At 56.1% G+C, this 17,761-nt stretch carries 15 protein-coding genes and 1 pseudogene; 8 read left to right on the forward strand and 8 right to left on the reverse strand.

Translation table 11 applies throughout. The features are described 5' to 3' along the window. A pseudogene (locus tag JJB09_RS15060) lies at positions 1 to 193 on the reverse strand (ABC transporter permease); the annotation flags it as partial. 157 nt (positions 194 to 350) lie between these two features. Continuing rightward, positions 351 to 1,151: a transporter substrate-binding domain-containing protein gene (locus JJB09_RS15065; protein WP_201659722.1), complete on the reverse strand. Its 801-nt coding sequence runs from the start codon at positions 1,149 to 1,151 to the stop codon at positions 351 to 353. A gap of 254 nt (positions 1,152 to 1,405) precedes the next feature. Here JJB09_RS15065 and JJB09_RS15070 point away from each other — a divergent pair, with 254 nt between their 5' ends. After that, complete coding sequence (locus JJB09_RS15070) at positions 1,406 to 1,858, forward strand: MarR family winged helix-turn-helix transcriptional regulator (RefSeq protein WP_210341749.1); 453 nt, start codon at positions 1,406 to 1,408, stop codon at positions 1,856 to 1,858. A 56-nt stretch (positions 1,859 to 1,914) separates the two neighbouring features. Here JJB09_RS15070 and JJB09_RS15075 read toward each other — a convergent pair whose 3' ends face one another. From JJB09_RS15075 to JJB09_RS15090, 4 genes are read right to left on the reverse strand one after another with little or no spacing between them, the layout of a single operon-like run. Next, entirely contained in the window at positions 1,915 to 2,715 is an 801-nt protein-coding gene (locus JJB09_RS15075; RefSeq protein ID WP_246748740.1) for a transporter substrate-binding domain-containing protein, read from the reverse strand. Positions 2,716 to 2,773: 58 nt separating this feature from the next. After that, positions 2,774 to 3,340: a Zn-ribbon domain-containing OB-fold protein gene (locus tag JJB09_RS15080; RefSeq protein ID WP_201659731.1), complete on the reverse strand. Its 567-nt coding sequence runs from the start codon at positions 3,338 to 3,340 to the stop codon at positions 2,774 to 2,776. Beyond that, positions 3,340 to 4,530 (reverse strand): thiolase family protein, encoded by a 1,191-nt coding sequence (locus JJB09_RS15085; RefSeq protein WP_201659734.1) that lies wholly within the window; start codon positions 4,528 to 4,530, stop codon positions 3,340 to 3,342. Before JJB09_RS15085 ends, JJB09_RS15080 begins: the two co-directional genes overlap by 1 nt. Next, on the reverse strand, positions 4,530 to 6,176 hold the full coding sequence (locus JJB09_RS15090) for an ATP-dependent acyl-CoA ligase (protein WP_246748741.1): 1,647 nt from the start codon (positions 6,174 to 6,176) through the stop codon (positions 4,530 to 4,532). The genes JJB09_RS15085 and JJB09_RS15090 overlap by 1 nt, the downstream gene beginning before the upstream one ends. 238 nt (positions 6,177 to 6,414) lie before the next feature. On the opposite strand from JJB09_RS15090, the gene JJB09_RS15095 reads away from it, so the two are divergent. Further along, positions 6,415 to 7,332, forward strand: a complete 918-nt coding sequence (locus tag JJB09_RS15095; RefSeq protein WP_201659737.1) for a LysR family transcriptional regulator — start codon at positions 6,415 to 6,417, stop codon at positions 7,330 to 7,332. A gap of 415 nt (positions 7,333 to 7,747) precedes the next feature. Here the strand turns inward: JJB09_RS15095 and JJB09_RS15100 are convergent, their stop codons facing one another. Both JJB09_RS15100 and JJB09_RS15105 read right to left on the reverse strand, forming a co-directional pair. Then, the gene (locus tag JJB09_RS15100) at positions 7,748 to 8,545 is read right to left on the reverse strand and encodes an HAD-IIB family hydrolase (protein WP_246748742.1); all 798 of its coding nucleotides are present in this window, start codon (positions 8,543 to 8,545) and stop codon (positions 7,748 to 7,750) included. Between the two features lie 186 nt (positions 8,546 to 8,731). Next, positions 8,732 to 9,199 (reverse strand): DMP19 family protein, encoded by a 468-nt coding sequence (locus JJB09_RS15105; RefSeq protein ID WP_201659740.1) that lies wholly within the window; start codon positions 9,197 to 9,199, stop codon positions 8,732 to 8,734. A gap of 355 nt (positions 9,200 to 9,554) precedes the next feature. On the opposite strand from JJB09_RS15105, the gene JJB09_RS15110 reads away from it, so the two are divergent. The 6 genes from JJB09_RS15110 to JJB09_RS15135 all read left to right on the forward strand — a co-directional run bounded on the left by JJB09_RS15110 (position 9,555) and on the right by JJB09_RS15135 (position 17,602). Continuing rightward, positions 9,555 to 10,343: a hypothetical protein gene (locus tag JJB09_RS15110; protein ID WP_246748743.1), complete on the forward strand. Its 789-nt coding sequence runs from the start codon at positions 9,555 to 9,557 to the stop codon at positions 10,341 to 10,343. A gap of 16 nt (positions 10,344 to 10,359) precedes the next feature. Continuing rightward, positions 10,360 to 11,340, forward strand: a complete 981-nt coding sequence (locus JJB09_RS15115; protein ID WP_201659743.1) for a SphA family protein — start codon at positions 10,360 to 10,362, stop codon at positions 11,338 to 11,340. A gap of 69 nt (positions 11,341 to 11,409) precedes the next feature. After that, complete coding sequence (locus tag JJB09_RS15120) at positions 11,410 to 12,807, forward strand: DUF1254 domain-containing protein (protein WP_201659746.1); 1,398 nt, start codon at positions 11,410 to 11,412, stop codon at positions 12,805 to 12,807. A 97-nt stretch (positions 12,808 to 12,904) separates the two neighbouring features. Next, a complete protein-coding gene (locus JJB09_RS15125; RefSeq protein WP_201659749.1) occupies positions 12,905 to 14,350 on the forward strand; it encodes a DUF1254 domain-containing protein in 1,446 nt (481 codons plus the stop codon). Between the two features lie 473 nt (positions 14,351 to 14,823). Continuing rightward, the gene (locus JJB09_RS15130; protein ID WP_201659752.1) at positions 14,824 to 16,032 is read left to right on the forward strand and encodes a BaiN/RdsA family NAD(P)/FAD-dependent oxidoreductase; all 1,209 of its coding nucleotides are present in this window, start codon (positions 14,824 to 14,826) and stop codon (positions 16,030 to 16,032) included. A gap of 901 nt (positions 16,033 to 16,933) precedes the next feature. Continuing rightward, positions 16,934 to 17,602: a GntR family transcriptional regulator gene (locus JJB09_RS15135; RefSeq protein WP_201659754.1), complete on the forward strand. Its 669-nt coding sequence runs from the start codon at positions 16,934 to 16,936 to the stop codon at positions 17,600 to 17,602. Positions 17,603 to 17,761 lie beyond the last annotated feature (159 nt).

Here is a 17,761-nt window from a genome sequence, read left to right on the forward strand (position 1 = left end):
CGGTGGTATAGAGATCCGCAAGGATACGGAGATATCGGTTGTTCGACAGTTTGCCGGCAGCACCGAGAAATCCGAAGACCACCGATACGGCGTAGGAAACCAACGAGACCTGCAGGGTCATCAACAGACCCCAGGCGAATTCATCGCCCCAGCCCTCTCCTCCCCAGGCAAGCAAGTGCCAGTATGCGTCCATGCGTTGTTACCTGTCTGGCATTCTGAATAGCGGGCTAGCACGTACGCCAAAACGGGGTACCGTGCATGCTTTCGCTTACGCAAATGAAGCCGCCCGTTTAGCTATGCTGGCGCTGTATTGCGCAACGGCACGGCTGAACGCGCGGCCAACATATGGGCTATTTTTTGCCTTGCACCCATTTCGCGTCGAGCTGCTCAAGCAGCTTTTCGGCCTTCAGGGCAGCAAGCGCGGCGTCGATCCTGCCCAGAGTGACTGCATCCCCTTTGTGAACAGCGTAGGCAATTCCGTTGCCCAAAACCGCGTTTGAGGGAAGTTCGAGCTTGACCTCGAAGTCAGCGCCTTGTGATCCGCTCACCAAAGCTTTGCCAATCACATCGGGCAGAAGAGCATAGTCCAATCGGCCAGCGACCAGATCCGCTACGGCGTTGTCCGCTGTGTCATACAATTTGACATCCGTTTCGGGCAGGAACTTTGCCAAATAATTCGCTTGTGCGGTGGCAGTTTGCGTGCCGATGATCTTGCCCTCGAAACTCGCGTCGCCAAGTACCTTTCCCGAACCATCCGGGGCGTCGATTGTGGCGATGGGAGCGTCATGACCTTTAGGACCAACAAGGGTCGTTCTTTCTTTGTAGTAGGGCGAACTGAAGTTCACAATTTTCTTGCGTTCAGAAGTGATTGCGAAGCCGGCAATCGCGAAGTCGATCTTACCTTCCGTAAGCGACGGGATTAGACCATCCCAGGCCATCGACTGAAGTTCACATTCCACATCCATCTTCGCGCAAAGGGCTCGCGAAAGGTCTGCCTCGAATCCCTCCCACTGACCGGCAGCGTTCACCTGCGTGAAAGGCATAAACGGCTCCGGCGACATGCCGAGCCGGAGCTTGTCCTTGGCATCGGCATGGCCGGTTGCTGTAAGCAATGTCAATGCTGCTAACGTAAAGAAACTCAAACCCCTCATAAAATTCTCCTCCGAATTGCGTTTGAATTGTTTGTTGGGCGAAGCCAGGAAACTGCAGTTCGATGCGTTCAGATGATCCGCCAGTTGGCGTCAAACTCCCAATCATCTTCGAACGCTTCAACACTCCTCCTCGCAAGCGTGCTTTCATTTGTTTGCGTTCGCCACTAGAGCCATTGGATACTTGCCGATTGGCTAGTGGAACAATATGTGCAAAATGCACATATTGCAATATGCACGAAATTATTGGAGCGAAAATGAATGCAGTAAAAAGTTCATCCCGCCATTACGTCTCCTACCGTCTGGAATTACTGGCGCGCAGCGTCAATGAGCCTGTCGACAGGATCTACCGAGAGAAATTTGGATATGACATCCGGCAGTTGCGAGTCCTTCGCGTAATTGACGAATGTCCTGGCCGATCCGTCTTTGTCGTGGTGCAAGAATCCTTTCTGGAGCGTTCTCTTGTCTCCAGAATCATCAGCTTGTTCGTACGCAAAAAACTTGTCCAACGGACTATTTCCCCCAACGACGCACGGCAGTATCTGCTTGAAACGACGCCTGCCGGCAACGAACTGGTGCGCCAAGCCGATATGCTCGGGGAGGCATTAAACAATGACTTTCTCGATGTGTTGGATAGCCACGAGATCGAGGTGTTCGAACGCTGCCTCGTAAAACTCGCGAACTGGCGCCCAGGCAAACAAGTTGCCTGAGCTCCACCTTCGGCAGAAGGCGTAACTGCGATCTACGAGATTCAACGATGAGCTGATTAATTCTTGGCGAGGACCCAGTGGTCGGCCAGCTTTTTCAGCGTGCCATCCTTGTCGAGCTCGGCGAGCGCTGCGTTGATCCTGTCGAGCATGGACGCATCACCTTTCCGGGCAATATAAGCGATGCCTTCGCCCAATGTGGTGTTTTTCGGAATTTCGATTTTCACCTCATAGTCGGCGCCTGCATCCGATTTCAGGAACGTCTGGGTGTAGAGATCCGAGGTCAGGATGTAGTCGACTCGGCCCGAGATAAGGTCGGCAACCGAGTTGTCGCCTGTGTCATAGCTCTTGACTTCGATCCCCGGCAGGTATTTTTCGACGTATTTTGCCTGCACAGTCCCGGCCTGAACGCCGACGCTCTTGCCGGAAATGGTTGCCGGATCGATGGCCTTGCCGCTACCGTCAGGCGCATCGGCCGTGCCGATCTTGGTGTCATCGGACTTGGCGCCGAGAAAGACCGTGCCTTCGGCGTAATACGGTGTGCTGAAGTCCATGGTCTTGCGACGTTCGGCGGTGATCGAGAAGGCGCCGATGATGAAGTCGACCTTGTTCTCCTTCAGCGACGGGATGAGGCCGTCCCAGGCCATCTGCTTGATCTCGCATTTGGCCTGCATCTTGACGCACAGCGCACGCGACAAGTCGGCCTCGAGGCCTTCCCATTCTCCTGCCGTGTTGATCTGCGAGAAGGGCATGGTGGGCTCGGGTGTCATGCCCAGGCGGATGGTATCCTCGGCATGCGCCAGGCCGACTGACAAAACGAACCCAATGCCAGCTGTAATTGTTGTTCTAAGGCTGTTCATATTTTTCCTCCCAGTTTTGCCTTTCAGGCGTTTATTGGCTGCTCCGCCAATCGAAGCTTCATTCCCCTTGATTATCGAAGTGAAGTCCCGGCCAAATGTCTGCTGGCTGCTCAATGTTACCGGCAACCTGCTGCAGGGTGATACGGGCGGCTTCCCACTCATCAGGCCCATGGCGGAACGTTTTTAGTTGCCGGTCGTCAAGCCTATCGGGCAGATCGGCCGCCGGCATGGCGAACATGGCGCCTTGATCTGCCTCATCAAGTTCGATCACAAGCCGGACACGGTCGTCAGGGTTGCAGTCGCCATGCAAGTGGGCAATGACCGATGGGCCGCAATCCAGTTTAACAATGCCGGTCCGCCAAGGCAGCATTTCCTTGAAGTAGGGATCGCCGGTGACACGCGTGATGGTCGCTGCCACCAAGACGCCGTGATTGTCGACATCGTTCCAGACCAGCTGATCGGAAAGGCATTTCCCGCATATGTCGCGCGGTGGATATTGTACCGTGCTGCACTCCTCACAGACCTGCAGGGCAAAGCGCTCTTGAATCGCTGCAAAACGCAAGCCCTGTGCGGCCAGACTGCGCTGCTGTGGTGGCAGAGGGTTTCTATTTTCGGATTTTTCCATCATGCATCCTGAGCCGCTAGCAAAGCTGCCGCGGAGCAAAGCCCCCGGTCGTAATTGATCATGCCAAAACCTGAAACCAGTCCGATTTTTGCGTCGGCAACGGGGGCGCCGAGGGGCGCTCCGGTCAATTGCCGGACCGCTTCGACAAGGCCCAAACTGCCACCGGCGGCCCCTGCCTGGCCGACGGAAAGCTGGCCACCAGACGTGTTGTGCGGAAAACTGCCGGTGTTGGTAAAACTATGGGAACGGACAAAGCCTGGTCCTTCTCCCTTTGCACAAAACCCAAGATCCTCAAACTGCATCATCGAAATGACCGGATAATCGTCGTAGGTCTGGACAAAATCGACGTCATCCACGGTAATGCCGGCCATTGCCCATAGCTCGTCCTTATCGACAGCCCAGCCGCCACGTTCCTGTATCGGATCGGTTGCATATGCATTGTGACGCTCGATGGCAGACAGCAGCCTGGCATGGCGAACGCCCAGCGCGGCTGCGGTTTGCGCACGCATCACGGCATAGGCTTCCGCACCCGCACACGGCATCACGCAATCGAAAAGTGTGATCGGGTCTGAAATCGGCCGTCCAGCCAGATATTGCTCAAGACTGAGCGGTTTTTTCATCAAAGCATGCGGAAAAGCCATCGCATTGTGTCGCTGGGCAACGCATAATTTGCCAAAATCTTCCCGTGTCGCGCCATATTTGCGCATGTAATGATCGGTCAAAAGCGCAAAACTGGCATTGGGGCCGCCTGCGCCGTAGGGGTAGGTGGCGTCTTCCGAAAATCGGCTGAAACGAGCGAGTAGATTTTGAAACGAGCCCGGCTGGTTGGTATCGCCTGCTACGCACACAATGATATCGGCATCGCCGCTTTGCACCGCGCGGGCCGCGCGTCGCAGCGCAACCAGACCCGATGCGCCACCAAACGGAATATGATCCAGCCAGCGCGGCGACAGGCCAAAATGCTGGGTTAGGGAAACCGCACTGTCCGAACCCAGTGTAAAGCTCGAAACACTCAGGCCATCAATGGCATCCGGCGTAATCCCAAGTTGGTCAATCACGCCGCGGATCGCTCTGCCAATCCACCAATGCGCCGGTTTGGCAGAGGTTTTTTCATAGGCAACAGTTATGGGAGCAGCAATCGCCACACCATCGTAGGAGGCCCGGTTGCTGGTGCGATGTCGGTTCATCATCAGCGCGTGACCTTATAGCCGGCAACATCGCGATCCCAAGTATTCTCGGTAACGCCCCGCTCACGCAATTTGAATTTCTGAACCTTGCCGTTTTCCGTAGTTGGCAGTTCTTCAACGAATTCGACAAAGCGCGGCACGGCAAAATATGGCATACGTGGTTGGCAGAAATCGAGCAACTCCGCTGCCTGCAAGGCAACGCCTTCCTTCAGTACAATGGCGGCCATCACTTCGTCCTCCGCCAGCTCCGATTGAACCGGAAATACAGCCGCGTTGCGCACGCTGGGGTGGCCGACCAGCACCTGCTCGACTTCAAACGAAGAGATGTTTTCTCCACGGCGCCTGATGGCGTCCTTCATGCGGTCAATGAACTGGAAATAGCCGTCTGCGTCTCGCACAACGCGATCACCGGTGTGGAACCACAGGTTTTGCCAGGCCTCGACAGTTTTTTCCGGCATTCCAAAATAGCCGGTTGCCATGGAAAACGGTTCATCGGCGCGGATGACGAGCTCACCGGGTTGACCATCGGGGACCTGGTTGTCCATCGCATCCACGACACGCGCCTGAAAGCCTGGCCTTATACGCCCCATGCTTCCGGGCCTTTGTTCGCCGAGCAGAGAGCCGATGGCGAAATTGGTTTCAGTTGAACCGTATCCATCCAGGATCTCAATGCCGAACCGGTTCGTGAACGCATCATGAAATTGCGCAGGAACGCCGGGGGCCAGCGTTATCCGCGTTTGATGGGCCTGATCATCAGGGCTTGCATCCTTGGAAAGCAGAATTGGAACCATCGCGCCGAGCAGATAGGTGACCGTTGCCTGATGGCGGGCTAGCGACTTCCAAAAACCGGAGGCCGAGAACCGGGGTTCCACCACCAACGTTGCCCCGGTCAGGAGCGCCTGATAAAAAGTATTCAACGCATTTGTGTGAAATAGGGGCAGGCAGGTGAGCAGAATGTCGGTTTCGCCGATATCGAGCAGGGTTGCCGTGTTGATGCCCCACCAATAATATTGCGCGTGCGGGCAGCAGACGCCTTTCGACAGTCCTGTCGTGCCGGATGTGTAGAGAATGGCAACCGTATCGGACGGACGCGATGGATGCGCCGCCCGTTCTTCCGTCCCCAGCGGCATTTCAATACACGGCACGTTGAAGATGGCGCCCGTTTCCGCTTTTCCAATCGTCCAGATTTTCTCGAACGACAATTGCTTGTCGCCAAGTCCCGTTATCGCCGACAAATATTGGGCTTCGACGACCAGAAGGCGGGCAACGCTGTTGTTCAGGATGTGCTCTAATTGACTTCCACGTGATGCGACATTGACGGGTACAGCAACGGCGCCAAGCCAAGCGCAGCCCAGATAGATGTCGATGAACTCAATGCGATTGCTGCAAATGATTGTAACAGCATCACCTGGCCGCACGCCTGCATCATAAAGTGACGCCGCTACTTGCGCCGCAACTTTGCAAGCGTCGTTAAAACTACGTGCCACCTCATTGACGACGATCAGGCGTTTATCGCCATGGCGCTCTGCTTGCTGTACCAGCAAGGCCGGCAATGTACGCGCTTCGGGCGCAAAGGATACCGGCAGTTCAGCTGAGAACCCGGAATTGCTTTTCGTCGCTGAGAGGCAGGTCATTCCCGTAGCAGGCATTGTTCATTTCCATAGTTATGAAAACCGGACCCAATAACCAAAACGACTTGATATTGGTGACGCCGATAAAGATTGCAGCCGTTGCGATCGCGTGGGCGATAGCCCGGAAATCGTAATGCTGACGAAACTCCAATGAATTAAGCCCTGGCGGCGTCAATAATCAAACGACTATCATTGCTATGACGATTACTTCTAGTAATATCGATTGTAGCAATGCGGACATATCAGGGAGTGGGATATGGAGCTAAGACAACTTCGGCATCTGGTCGCCGTGGCGCGGTTTTCCGGCTTTGGCGCTGCCGCCAATCACCTCAATCTCACCCAGCCGGCGCTCAGCAAAAGTGTGCGGACGTTGGAGCATTCGATCGGCGTTCGGCTGCTGGAGCGCGATCCATCTGGAGTGCGGCCTACCATCTACGGCGAACGCCTGATCGAATATGGCAAATTGATATTGGCCCTGACGCAAGAGGCGGAGATAGAAATAGACGCCATGCGAGGCTCTCGCCGCGGCACATTGCATATCGGTGCCTTGACATCGGCTTTGCGGGAAATTGTTCCGCAGTCGCTCAAGCGATTTCTAATCAATTACCCGGACGTAGATATTCGTATCAATGAGGAGTTGAATGAAGCGCTCTATTCGGCTTTGCTGAATGGCTCCATCGATCTGGCCATCATGGCGCGCCCTGTCGATCCCAATATGGAGGAAACCGAGTATAAGACGCTGATCGAAAGCCCCATTGATGTCATCGCAGACAAGGATCATGCGCTAGCCGGCCGCGTCGATATTTCGCTGGCAGAGTTGGTGCCATACTCTTGGGTCATTCCGCCTCGTCCGGAGCCAGACAGGCTGAAACTGGATGCATTGTTCGTCGCGGCAGGCCTGCCCAGGCCGAAAGCCATCACCGAAACAACATCAGCGCCGTTTCAGGCGTCGATGATTGCCGGTTCGCCTTGGCTTAGCTATCTGCCGCGATCGAGCATTGAAAACCAAATTGGAGGCGGACGCTTTATCGCACTCAAACTTGCTCAAAAAACATGGTCAAGATCCGTTTGCGCTGTATTCAGGCGACGCGGTATTGTGCGCCCGACGGTTCTCTCATTTTTGCAAGAATTAGAGACGACATGCAAAAAGATGGAATCCAATATTTCATCATAACTGTTTGCTGTGATGGGTGACACTGCGCGATACTTCCGGATGAGGGTATAGCACTATCCGCAGTCGCGACGAGCATTATTTCTAATGCAGCCTACTTTCGGCAACGCGGCGTGACGGTGAAATACTCTGCTTCGTGAAGCCTTCCCATGACATCAAACAGGCCCCAGTATGACGGCTGAGCTGATCACCCTCAATGAGGCCTGACGCCAAGCTTTGGCCTTCGGACGCGAAGAGAGTGCCGCGTCCGTCCCGGGGCGCGACGCTGCCGAAGTAACTTGGCAGCTTTGGCGCGAAGCGGAAATTATTTCCGCATTTGGCCCGAAACCGCCATTAGGCTGTCACAAAAGTCGATAGCGAAACGTAGACCCTTGCGCAGGATGTTGCGACAGCGACGTGCTCCACCTTGTCGTGAAGCTCAGGATTTGCGCGACGTAATCACGGCATTTGCTGCCTCAATGAAGCCGGCACCGCCTGGCCCGCGTGTGATCCAACGTGGCGGCTGCGGGAGTTGGTCCAGATAATCTGCCACGGTAGAGACACCTACTGTGTGCAGAAAGAACGAAAACATGGGCGCGTCGTTTGTGGAATCCCCGGTATAGAGGACGCTTGAACGGTCGGCATCTATATCGAGGCCGTAGTGGTCGAGAAGCACTCGCCGGGCCATCGCCAGCTTATCATACCCCCCGAGCCAACCGAGCACCCAAAGGTTGTTGACCGTCGCATCGGCCGAGGCGCGTTGCAATGCATCGAGAATTGCAACGCGCGTTTCTGCATTCTGGGGCTTCGCAAAGGCAAAGCTGGTGAGCCTGAACGGCTGATCGTCGGCAAAGCGCGCCGAAGGAACAGCACGTTGCACCTGCTGCCCGATCTCCGCGAGTTGTTCGGATATGACCGGGCGTTCCTTGTCACCGTGCCAGAAATGCCGCTCGATCCCATGTCCGTCATCACGGCGGCGGAAAAAGAACCCGCCATTCTCCCCGATCACGCCATCCACCGGCCACATACGGGCCATCTGGTCGCACCAGCCCGCCGGCGCGGCGGTCACCGGAATGACTTTCACCCCTGCCGCTTGGAGTTGCTCAAGAGCTGCATAGGTTCCGGCAGCGAGCCGCCCCTGATAGGTCAACGTCTCGTCCATGTCAGTGAGGACAAAACGCACATCGCGAAACTTAGTAATATCAGCTTGCTCTAGCGGCCGCACATAGTTCTCCAAAGCATGCTTTCGCGAAAATCTCGATGAATGCGCCCCTTATTCCAGACTTTTGCGACATGGTAAGATGGATAATGTCGCGACAGCCGGAATGACCGCTCATGGCGCGAAGCTGCTGTGATGAGTCGGCAGCTCTTGGCCGGCCTGAAGGAGACATTCTGGATGCGGTTTACAACTCAGCCGGTTGAGTCATTTCAATAATCCATTGTTTCTGGCGTATTTATCCCGCGCGAGGATGAATTCCCTGCTCCAGACATCAACGGCATGATAGCCGCGATCCAGCATTTCCTGGAGGGCAGGGTCCGTGTCTATCTTGTCCACCCGTACCCACTGATTGCGAGGATATTCCGGCCCAAAGGCGTTGATGAGTTGCGTCATGATGGTCGTGTAGTGGCGCAATTCCATTTCTTGAAACGCATCCCGAACAATGGGAGCCAAAACGCCGGATGAGTTCTCAAAGAACTGATGGAGGCCACCATTGGCGACTTCCCCGTCGAAAATCACCGTAGCATAGAGATAGACATAAGGCTGACCCAGCCGTTCGACCGTCCCCGGAATAAGTTCATCTTCAATGTTAATCCCGCGCTCGGCCTGCTCGAGCGCTTGCCTTAGAAGCCAGTCATCGAGCGAGCCTAGATCATTGTAAGACGTCGTCATCATTACTCCCAACCATCCAAGCCGACCTACACAAGGTTGTTGATACAGTACGGGAAGTCACAAACGGAAAACTGCTCGGAGGGAGCCAGGCCTTGCGTAGAGAATCGAAGGAAATTTGGATTTTTGGGTTCCGAACCGCCGTGTCTACGGAGCGGCCGCATTGGGGACGCTGATTTGTCGACCATCGCTCTACCCTTTCGCTTCCTGCCACAACCAGTGAGACATATCGCGGGTTTTTGGGACGTTTTCCCCGCTAGGCTAGATAGCAGATTCATGCAACATTGGCGAGTGGTCGGGACGATGGCCAAGCATAATCGGCAGCGATTCGACAGCTTTATTCAGGCATGGAATGCATTTGCATGAGAAGTATATCAATAGGAATGGGACTTGCGCCCAGGAACTCCCATCAAACAATGCGTCTAGTCATGAAGCGGTTAACGAAGCCAATAACCCGCTCACGCCCAAAATCACGATCAACTTCCAAGACTACTTCGTTCCGAGTATGCATGGAATACCGGACAAAAGTGCGAACCAGTTCCTCTTTCGCGGGTTGATACCAGCCGATCTGTTCGGTGCGCCACAACTTTTCCGGTTCACGCTTCCGGTCGCAACTTCTCCGGAGTTTCCGCACGGCTCTGTAACAGGCCTGGGTGACTTGACCCTGATGGACCTCTTCGTCTTTCCGAAGGTTGGTGACGTCACATTCGCGGGCGGCCCACTGCTCGTGGTGCCCACGGCTACTGACGACGCGCTGGGCGCAGGCAAATGGCAAGCGGGTGCGTCAGGCGTTGTAATGGCACCCCAGAGCTGGGGCATTCTCGGTGGGCTTTTCACCTACCAGACGTCGTTTGCGGGAGATGATGACCGTGAAGACGTTTCCTTGGCGACGGTGCAACCCATCGTCAACTTCAATCTTTCCGATGGTTTTTACCTACGTTCAACAGCCGTGTGGAATTTCAACCTTGAAAACGGCAACCATTTCATCCCCGTCGGTCTCGGGCTAGGCAAGGTCATTCCCGTCAATGACAAGATCACGATGAACGCTTTCATCGAACCCCAATACACCATCGTGAATGAAGGGGCGGGCAATCCCCGGTGGCAAATTTTTGGCGGGCTGAACTTTCAGTTTGCGCTTGGACAATGATCGGGGAGAACAGGGCATGTCAAGATTTGGAAACTCTACACTGGTCGTGGCATTGGCGTTGTCTGCCTTCGCGTCGATACCAGCAAGTGCGGATGAGGGCGGCGTCGCTTTCTGGGTGCCGGGCATCAATGGTAGCTTCGCTGCGGTTCCGGGTGAGCCCGGTTGGTCGTGGGTAACTGTCTACTACCATACGAGCGTGAGCGCAGGCGGCGACATAGAGTTTCCAAGCGGCGGCGATGTGCAGCTTGGGATACGCGGCCGGGGCGACCTGGCGATGTTCGGCCCGAGCTACACGTTCGAGGAAACCTATCTCGGTGGGCAGCTTTCGGTAAGCTTGCTCGGAGTTGCCGGGCGCAACCAGGCCTCCGTCGATGCCACGCTGACTGGGCCCAATGGGAACTTGATCTCTGGCTCGCGGACCGAAGCGCTAACATCCATCGGCGACGTCGTGCCGCAGGTCACTATGAAATGGAATGACAGCGTCAATAACTACATGACCTATGTCACGGGCGACATTCCCGTCGGTGACTACAATCCGGATCGCCTGGCAAATCTCGGCCTAGGTCACGGAGCCGTGGATGCCGGACTGGGCTACACCTATCTCAATCCGGCGACGGGTCGGGAATTCTCCATCGTGGGCGGCATGACCTACAACTTCGAGAACCCCGATACCGACTACAAGAATGGCATCGACGGTCATATCGACTGGGCTGCGTCGCAATTCCTGAACGAGCAGTGGCATGTCGGTGTGGTCGGTTATGCCTTCCAGCAGCTGACAGGCGACAGCGGGAATGGCGCGACGTTGGGCGACTTCAAGTCGCGGGTTTTCGGCATAGGACCGCAAGTGGGATACAAGTTCCCCGTAAGCGAAGCTGCGGCAGGCTATGTCAACCTCAAAGGCTACTACGAGTTCGGCGCGAAGAACCGGCCAGAGGGATGGAATATGTGGCTGACGCTCGCCTTCTCTCCGGCAGTGCCAAAGGCCGTTGGCCAATAGCGATGTTACCGTAACGTACTTGCCATTCCGGCGAGCCCGCCGCACCAAGATGGTATCGTGGAGGAAAGAATGCGTGCATTTCTTGTGTTTCTTGCGTTGTTGCTAGTGTCGCCAGCCGCATATGGAAAGGATCGTGATGGCGATATCGATCATCAGATTATGCGTGGCCGGGCTGCCCAAGCCGTTATCTGGGGCATGGCCGCCGTCAACACTGACCTCATGCTGCAAGCAGCGAAAAAGGCAGGGGCTAAGGAGAACGAAGTCGTATTCTGGTCCAGGCCGCCCGACTGGCGCAACCAGACCCTGACACCCAATCCCGACGCGGTCTATTTCATGGTGTTCTTCAATACCAAGGATGGCCCGGTAGTGATCGACGTGCCGCCAGCGGGAGCGGACGGATCGTTCACAGGCAACATCGACGATATCTGGCAAATGGCGCTCGAAGACGTCGGCAAGTTGGGCGTGGACAAGGGAGCCGGAGGCAAGTTCGTGGTCACCCCTCCGGGCTATTCCGGAAAGGTCCCGGATGGATTTTCCGCACTGCCTGCCCGCACTTATTCCGGTTACGCATTGATCCGGTCTGAGCCTCCAAGTCACAGCGATGCCGATATCGCCAAAGCCGTCGCGTACGGCAAGAAACTCAAAGTTTATCCACTGGCTGCAGCCACCAACCCGCCAGCCACGAGATACACGGATGCGACCGACGATATCTTTGAGGCGACGATTCCCTATGACGTCAGATTCTTCCGGTCGCTTGCGAGGGTGGTTGACGAGCAGCCCTGGCTAGAGCGTGACAAGGCAATGATCGATCCGCTGAAGTCGATTGGCATCGAAAAGGGAAAGCCGTTCAAGCCCGACAGCAAGCTAGAGGTTGCGCTGTCTGCTGGAGCGGGGGATGCCCATCGGTGGCTCGACCGTAAGCTGCCCACCGCGTTTGAACCCTATTTCCCCAATACGCATTGGGCAGTGCCAGCTTCGCCGGACTTGGTGAAGGCTGGATCGAATGGCTATTCCGATGCGGACATCTATCCGACTGACGCGAGGGCCATCACCTATTCAATTGGTTATGTCGGCATCAAACGGCTGGGAACCGGTCAATTCTACTTGCTGTCTGCCGCAGACCGGAAAGGCAGAGAACTGGATGGAGGCCGCCGTTATCGCCTGCATGTTCCTGCCGACGCTCCTGCGCACCAATATTGGTCCGTCACAGCATACAGCCGAAAAACGCACGGACTCATCAAGAACGTCGAGCGAGCAAGCCGGTCGTCGCAGCTAACGGACCTGGTCAAGAACGCGGACGGTTCGGTCGATATCTACTTTGGGCCGAAGCCGCCTCCAGGCAAGGAGGCCAACTGGGTGCCGACGAAGAAAGGCGAGAATTTCGAGCTTCTGTTCCGACTGTATGCACCGACGAAAGCCCTGTTTGAAAAGACCTGGACGCTTCCCGATGTTGAAAGGGTGAAGTGACAGATCGCTCATCACGCTGATCGCCGCAGCTGCAGGTGAAACTGAGTCCAACGAAAAAGCTGTGGCTGGAAAACAGATTCACATGAGGAGAACCCCGATGCATTTCGCGACGCTTGCGTTCACCGCTCTTGGATGGCTGGCTGTTTCTGTGCCGATTGCAGGAGCGCAGGATTACGAGTTCAAGGGCGGCTATCCGACGGCCGAGACGGCAGCCCATGTTCAGGACGAGCAGGATTACCAGCGGGCGATCCAGACATACCGTTTCTTCTACCCGACCGTTTCCATGGAGGGGACCTTTCAGGGAACACGTGAGGCTGGCGTTCTCGACAACAAGGGGGTCCTCGTCCTTGCGGGTGGTCCACGCCACACCCTTTACACGGGAAACTCCGACACGCCTTACATGGGCGGCGTGCTGAATCTGAAGGAAAGTGGGCCTTTCGTCATCGAGCTGCCGCCAGGCGCATATCTGGGTATCGTCAACGACCATAATTTCGGGTGGATCGCGGACATCGGTCTTCCAGGCCCCGATGCGGGCAAAGGTGGCAAACACCTGATTTTGCCTCCTGACTACAAGGGTGAAATTCCGCCGGGCTACTTCGTCTCGCAGTCGAAGACCAACATCGTACTGGTTGGGGCACGTGCGCTTCCCCCGAACGGTGACATGAAAGCGGGCGTGGAAGCGCAGAAGAACATCAAGCTCTATCCGTTGTCGCAGGCGGACAATCCGTCACCCTATCAGTACGTGGATCGTACCAACGACGAGGTGGATGTCACGCCGCTGCGATGGGAAGACAATTTTCAATACTGGGAAAAGCTGAACAAGGTCGTCCAGGAAGAAACCGCCCCTGAAGAGTTCCGGCCGATGTATGGCATGCTCGCCATGCTCGGTATCGAAAAGGGCAAGCCGTTCCAGCCAGATGACCGCATGAAGGCGATCCTTCAAAAGGCGGCCAAGGCAGGCCGGGACCAGATGCTGGTTGCGGGCTTTGCCAGCAGCCGTCCCGACCGTTTTGTGTGGCCGGACCGCAAATGGGAATATGCGACCCTTCGCTGGGAAAACGGTGACTTCGAATTGCCGACAGGCATCGATCTTGAGGCCCGCGACCGGTGGTATTCACAGGCCGTGGGAATGTCTCCCAAAATGGTCCTTCGGGTGGAAGGGGCCGGATCACTTTATTGGTTGGGGCTTCGAGATAAGGACAACGCATATCTCGACGGTAGCAAGACCTACAAGCTGAGTATCCCGCTGCCTGTTCCTCAGAAGCTCTTCTGGTCGGTCACCGTCTACGATGCCATAAGCAGATCGCAGATAAGGACTGATCAGGACAAGGCGGCGCTGCGTTCGCTGGCTGAGCTGAAAGACATACCAAAGGAAGGGACCGTCGATCTCTATTTTGGCCCCAACGAGCCGAGCGGCCATGAGGGGCATTGGATCAAGACGATTCCAGGCAAGGGATGGTTCGTCTATCTGCGGCTTTATGGGCCTGAAGGACCAGCTTTCAACGGTTTGTGGAAACCGAATGATTTCGAGGAAGTGAAGTGACGCTGCGGTAGTAGCGACATGGAAATCTTGCGTTCGACGGCGGCGCACATGGTTTGCGCCGCCTTTCCATGACCGCTATTGGCGCAGAGCAGCCGTGAGGTCATGGCAGCTATTGGGTCCACAGCGGACATTTGAGGTTAGATCGACCTACGGATGAATTTGGGGTCGGTAGCGGACAGGCAGGTTTCGGGCGGCTCCATTGCGAGAGCAGCCTTCATCAGGCGAATGGGACGCGTCGGTAACGCGCCCCCAGCGGCACCGCCTTGGAGACTGCATAGGCCCAAATGCGCAAAATGATTGGTTTCGCCATGATCCGGTCAGGATTGTTATCGCTGGCGATTGCGTGCCATAACCCTCTTCTGTTCATGTTTCTCTCCGATCCGAGTGCCAGCGAGACTAAACTACGATGTTCCAAGTGACTACGAGGCTGGCCTTATTGGTAAGCTGCCCTGCACGGGCAAGTGCTGCATCCCATGCAGCGTGAAACCTTCGACACCGTTATCCTCGGCGCGGGCGCGGCGGGCATGATGTGCGCGATCCATGCCGCTGCGCGCGGCGGCCGCGTGCTGGTAGTGGATCATGCGAAGGCACCGGGCGAGAAGATCCGCATCTCCGGCGGTGGCCGTTGCAATTTCACCAATATCGGCACGAGCGCGAAGAACTTCATCTCTGATAACCCGCATTTCTCCAAGTCGGCCCTGGGTCGCTACACGCAGCACGATTTCATCGCGCTCGTCGAAAAACACGGCATCGCCTGGCACGAGAAGACGCTCGGCCAGCTCTTCTGCGACACTTCGGCGAAACAGATTATTTCGATGCTTCTAGACGAGATGAACCAGGTCGGTTGCGAATTGTGCTTGGGCACCATGCTCGAATCAATCGAGCGCGACGTTAGCGGCTTTACCGTCACCCTCGGCGGCGATCGGGCAGCGATAATCCGCTGCCGGCATTTCGTCGTCGCCTGCGGCGGCAAGTCTATTCCAAAAATGGGCGCGACCGGTCTTGGCTACCAGATCGCGGAAAAATTCGCACTCGCCATCACCGAAACGCGCCCGGCACTCGTACCGCTCACCTTCGGCGAGGACGTCCTCGCCGGATTTAGAGAGATGGCGGGCGTCGCGGCCAACGCGCGCGTGTCCTGCGGCAAAACGGCGTTCGAGGAAGCATTGCTCTTCACGCATCGAGGCCTTTCCGGGCCGGCGATCCTGCAAATCTCGTCCTACTGGCGCGAAAGGCAGCCGATCCGCATCGCTTTTTTGCCCGGCGACAACGTCATTGCCTCGCTTGCCTCGGCCAAGCGAGAAAACGGACGCCGTGCGATCTCGACCGTGCTCAGCGACATCCTGCCCAAACGCTTGGCCGCCCATCTCGCCGAGACCCATGGCTGGACCGGACCGATCGGCGAGGCGAGCGACAGAAAGCTCACCGCCATCGCCGCGACTCTTCAGAACTGGGAGGTTTTTCCGATCGGCTCGGAAGGCTACCGTACAGCCGAGGTGACGCTTGGTGGAGTCGACACGGACGGTCTGATTTCGCGGACGATGGAGGCCAAAACCGTCGACGGGCTCTATTTCATCGGCGAGGTGGCCGATGTCACCGGCTGGCTCGGCGGCTACAATTTCCAGTGGGCGTGGTCGTCCGGCTGGGCGGCGGGCACGGCGATTTCGGAACGGGCGGCATGAAAAACGCGTTCGCTGAACATCTCGCCATCGCCGTCGGCGGTGTTTGCTCAAGGCAGTCACCCCGCGCGCTCGAACCGGAGGGTGCCGATGATGGAGGCAGCTTGACGCTCCAAGAACGACGTCTTTTGGGGAACTAACGGTCCCGTTTGAACGACCACAATGGGGTCGGGAGCGGACCTTCGCGAACGCTTCGTGATATGACCGCTATTGGCGCAAAGCGGACAGGCAGAAAGTCGAACCGAAAGCAGAAAAGATTTCCGCTCTTGGCTGTGGGTTCAACTGATCGCGGCAACTCAACGAACGTCCCAGAAAGACCTTGCGTTATCAGACCCCAGCAGAGAAGTTCGCACAGTGTGTTGCCGCGATCAGTTGAATCCACAACGCATTCCGGACGGGGCAAACGGCTGTTTTTGGCCCAATGCGGAAATCATTTCCGCTTTGCCGGGTGCTATATGTCTGAAATTACAAGTCTCTGTGTCATCAGGCCCCCGCAACCAAACATAAAGCCTGCTTTTGCAGGCTTTTTTTATGTAAATAGTTGAATTATTATAGCTTTCGGCTGTCAAATTGAATGCGACTGTCAGTCGACGCCGACATTTGTTATTCTACCAAAAGAGTTCCTGTTAGGACTAATTTTATCCCTGTCCTTCTTATTCAGAACCGATTTTCCCGGAGAAACCCGGAATAATTCGCCGTCAAAGGAATGTTTCTATCCCGGCCTGCGCGAACCGCTCAGAGTATTCATTCGGCCACGCAGCATAGGAATATTGGCCAACTCCAGTGGGCCGAAGGTTCGGGCTGATATCAAGAGCAATTCTCGTTGAAGAGTATATCGCTTTAGGACTGGCTATCTGAGTAATATGGCCTCGACAGCATCGCTTGCAGAAATTATCTATAAAATATGAACATTGCCACAGAAGACACGATTGCCAATCGCATCAGCCGCGTTCTCGCGGACCGGATTATCACTGGCGTGCTGGAGCCAGGCAGCAAACTCAGACAGGATCACATTGCCGAGGAGTTCGGTGCCAGCCATGTGCCGGTGCGGGAGGCTTTCCGGCGCCTTGAAGCTCAGGGGCTTGCCGTCAGCGAGGCGCGCCGTGGCGTGCGGGTCGCATCGTTCTCATTGGCTGAGGTGCAGGAAGTTGCCCGCATGCGCTCGGTTCTGGAAGGGCTGGCGCTCAGGCACGCGGCGCCGCATTTAACTCCGTTCATTCTGGATAAGGCGGATGCGGCGATGGTGGCAGGCGACGATGCCGCCGACATCAGGTCATGGGACGAATCGAACCGTCTGTTTCACAGGCTTCTCCTGGTGCCATGCGAGATGCCAAGGCTTTTGGCCGCCATCGACGATCTTCATATGGTTGGGTCGCGGTTCCTGTTTGCGACCTGGCGCTCCGGATGGGAGCCGAGGGTGGATGCCGACCATCACGCCATTCTCGACTATCTCAGGAAGGGGAAAGTCGATCAGGCAGTCGTCGTGCTCGAACGTCACGTTCAGCGAATTGGTCAGAAGCCCATTCAATACGCTTCAGGCGCAACACATGCCGCATTCGCAATCGAGGGATAGGTCTCGGCTCAACCCATTGATTTCCCCCAGGAGTATACCACTTCAGGGGCATCGGCCGGATCCCCTTTGCGACTCTAATCTCCTTCTGGTTGTCTGACTCGTCGTTCATTCGCGGAATGGGCGGTTGCCAGTTTGTGTCCTTTGCAAAATTATAGATAA

Source organism: Phytoamicus setariae, from assembly GCF_016722925.1.
GTDB lineage: Bacteria > Pseudomonadota > Alphaproteobacteria > Rhizobiales > Rhizobiaceae > Rhizobium_E > Rhizobium_E setariae.

What these genes read in the sequence shown, in the direction of transcription:
- JJB09_RS15090 (WP_246748741.1), bottom strand. Translation starts at nt 6,176, where the DNA reads ATGCCTGCTACGGGAATGACCTGCCTCTCAGCGACGAAAAGCAATTCC.
- JJB09_RS15075 (WP_246748740.1), bottom strand. Translation starts at nt 2,715, where the DNA reads ATGAACAGCCTTAGAACAACAATTACAGCTGGCATTGGGTTCGTTTTG.
- JJB09_RS15065 (WP_201659722.1), bottom strand. Translation starts at nt 1,151, where the DNA reads ATGAGGGGTTTGAGTTTCTTTACGTTAGCAGCATTGACATTGCTTACA.
- JJB09_RS15135 (WP_201659754.1), top strand. Translation starts at nt 16,934, where the DNA reads ATGAACATTGCCACAGAAGACACGATTGCCAATCGCATCAGCCGCGTT.
- JJB09_RS15085 (WP_201659734.1), bottom strand. Translation starts at nt 4,530, where the DNA reads ATGATGAACCGACATCGCACCAGCAACCGGGCCTCCTACGATGGTGTG.
- JJB09_RS15080 (WP_201659731.1), bottom strand. Translation starts at nt 3,340, where the DNA reads ATGGAAAAATCCGAAAATAGAAACCCTCTGCCACCACAGCAGCGCAGT.
- JJB09_RS15095 (WP_201659737.1), top strand. Translation starts at nt 6,415, where the DNA reads ATGGAGCTAAGACAACTTCGGCATCTGGTCGCCGTGGCGCGGTTTTCC.
- JJB09_RS15115 (WP_201659743.1), top strand. Translation starts at nt 10,360, where the DNA reads ATGTCAAGATTTGGAAACTCTACACTGGTCGTGGCATTGGCGTTGTCT.
- JJB09_RS15070 (WP_210341749.1), top strand. Translation starts at nt 1,406, where the DNA reads ATGAATGCAGTAAAAAGTTCATCCCGCCATTACGTCTCCTACCGTCTG.
- JJB09_RS15130 (WP_201659752.1), top strand. Translation starts at nt 14,824, where the DNA reads ATGCAGCGTGAAACCTTCGACACCGTTATCCTCGGCGCGGGCGCGGCG.
- JJB09_RS15120 (WP_201659746.1), top strand. Translation starts at nt 11,410, where the DNA reads ATGCGTGCATTTCTTGTGTTTCTTGCGTTGTTGCTAGTGTCGCCAGCC.
- JJB09_RS15105 (WP_201659740.1), bottom strand. Translation starts at nt 9,199, where the DNA reads ATGACGACGTCTTACAATGATCTAGGCTCGCTCGATGACTGGCTTCTA.
- JJB09_RS15125 (WP_201659749.1), top strand. Translation starts at nt 12,905, where the DNA reads ATGCATTTCGCGACGCTTGCGTTCACCGCTCTTGGATGGCTGGCTGTT.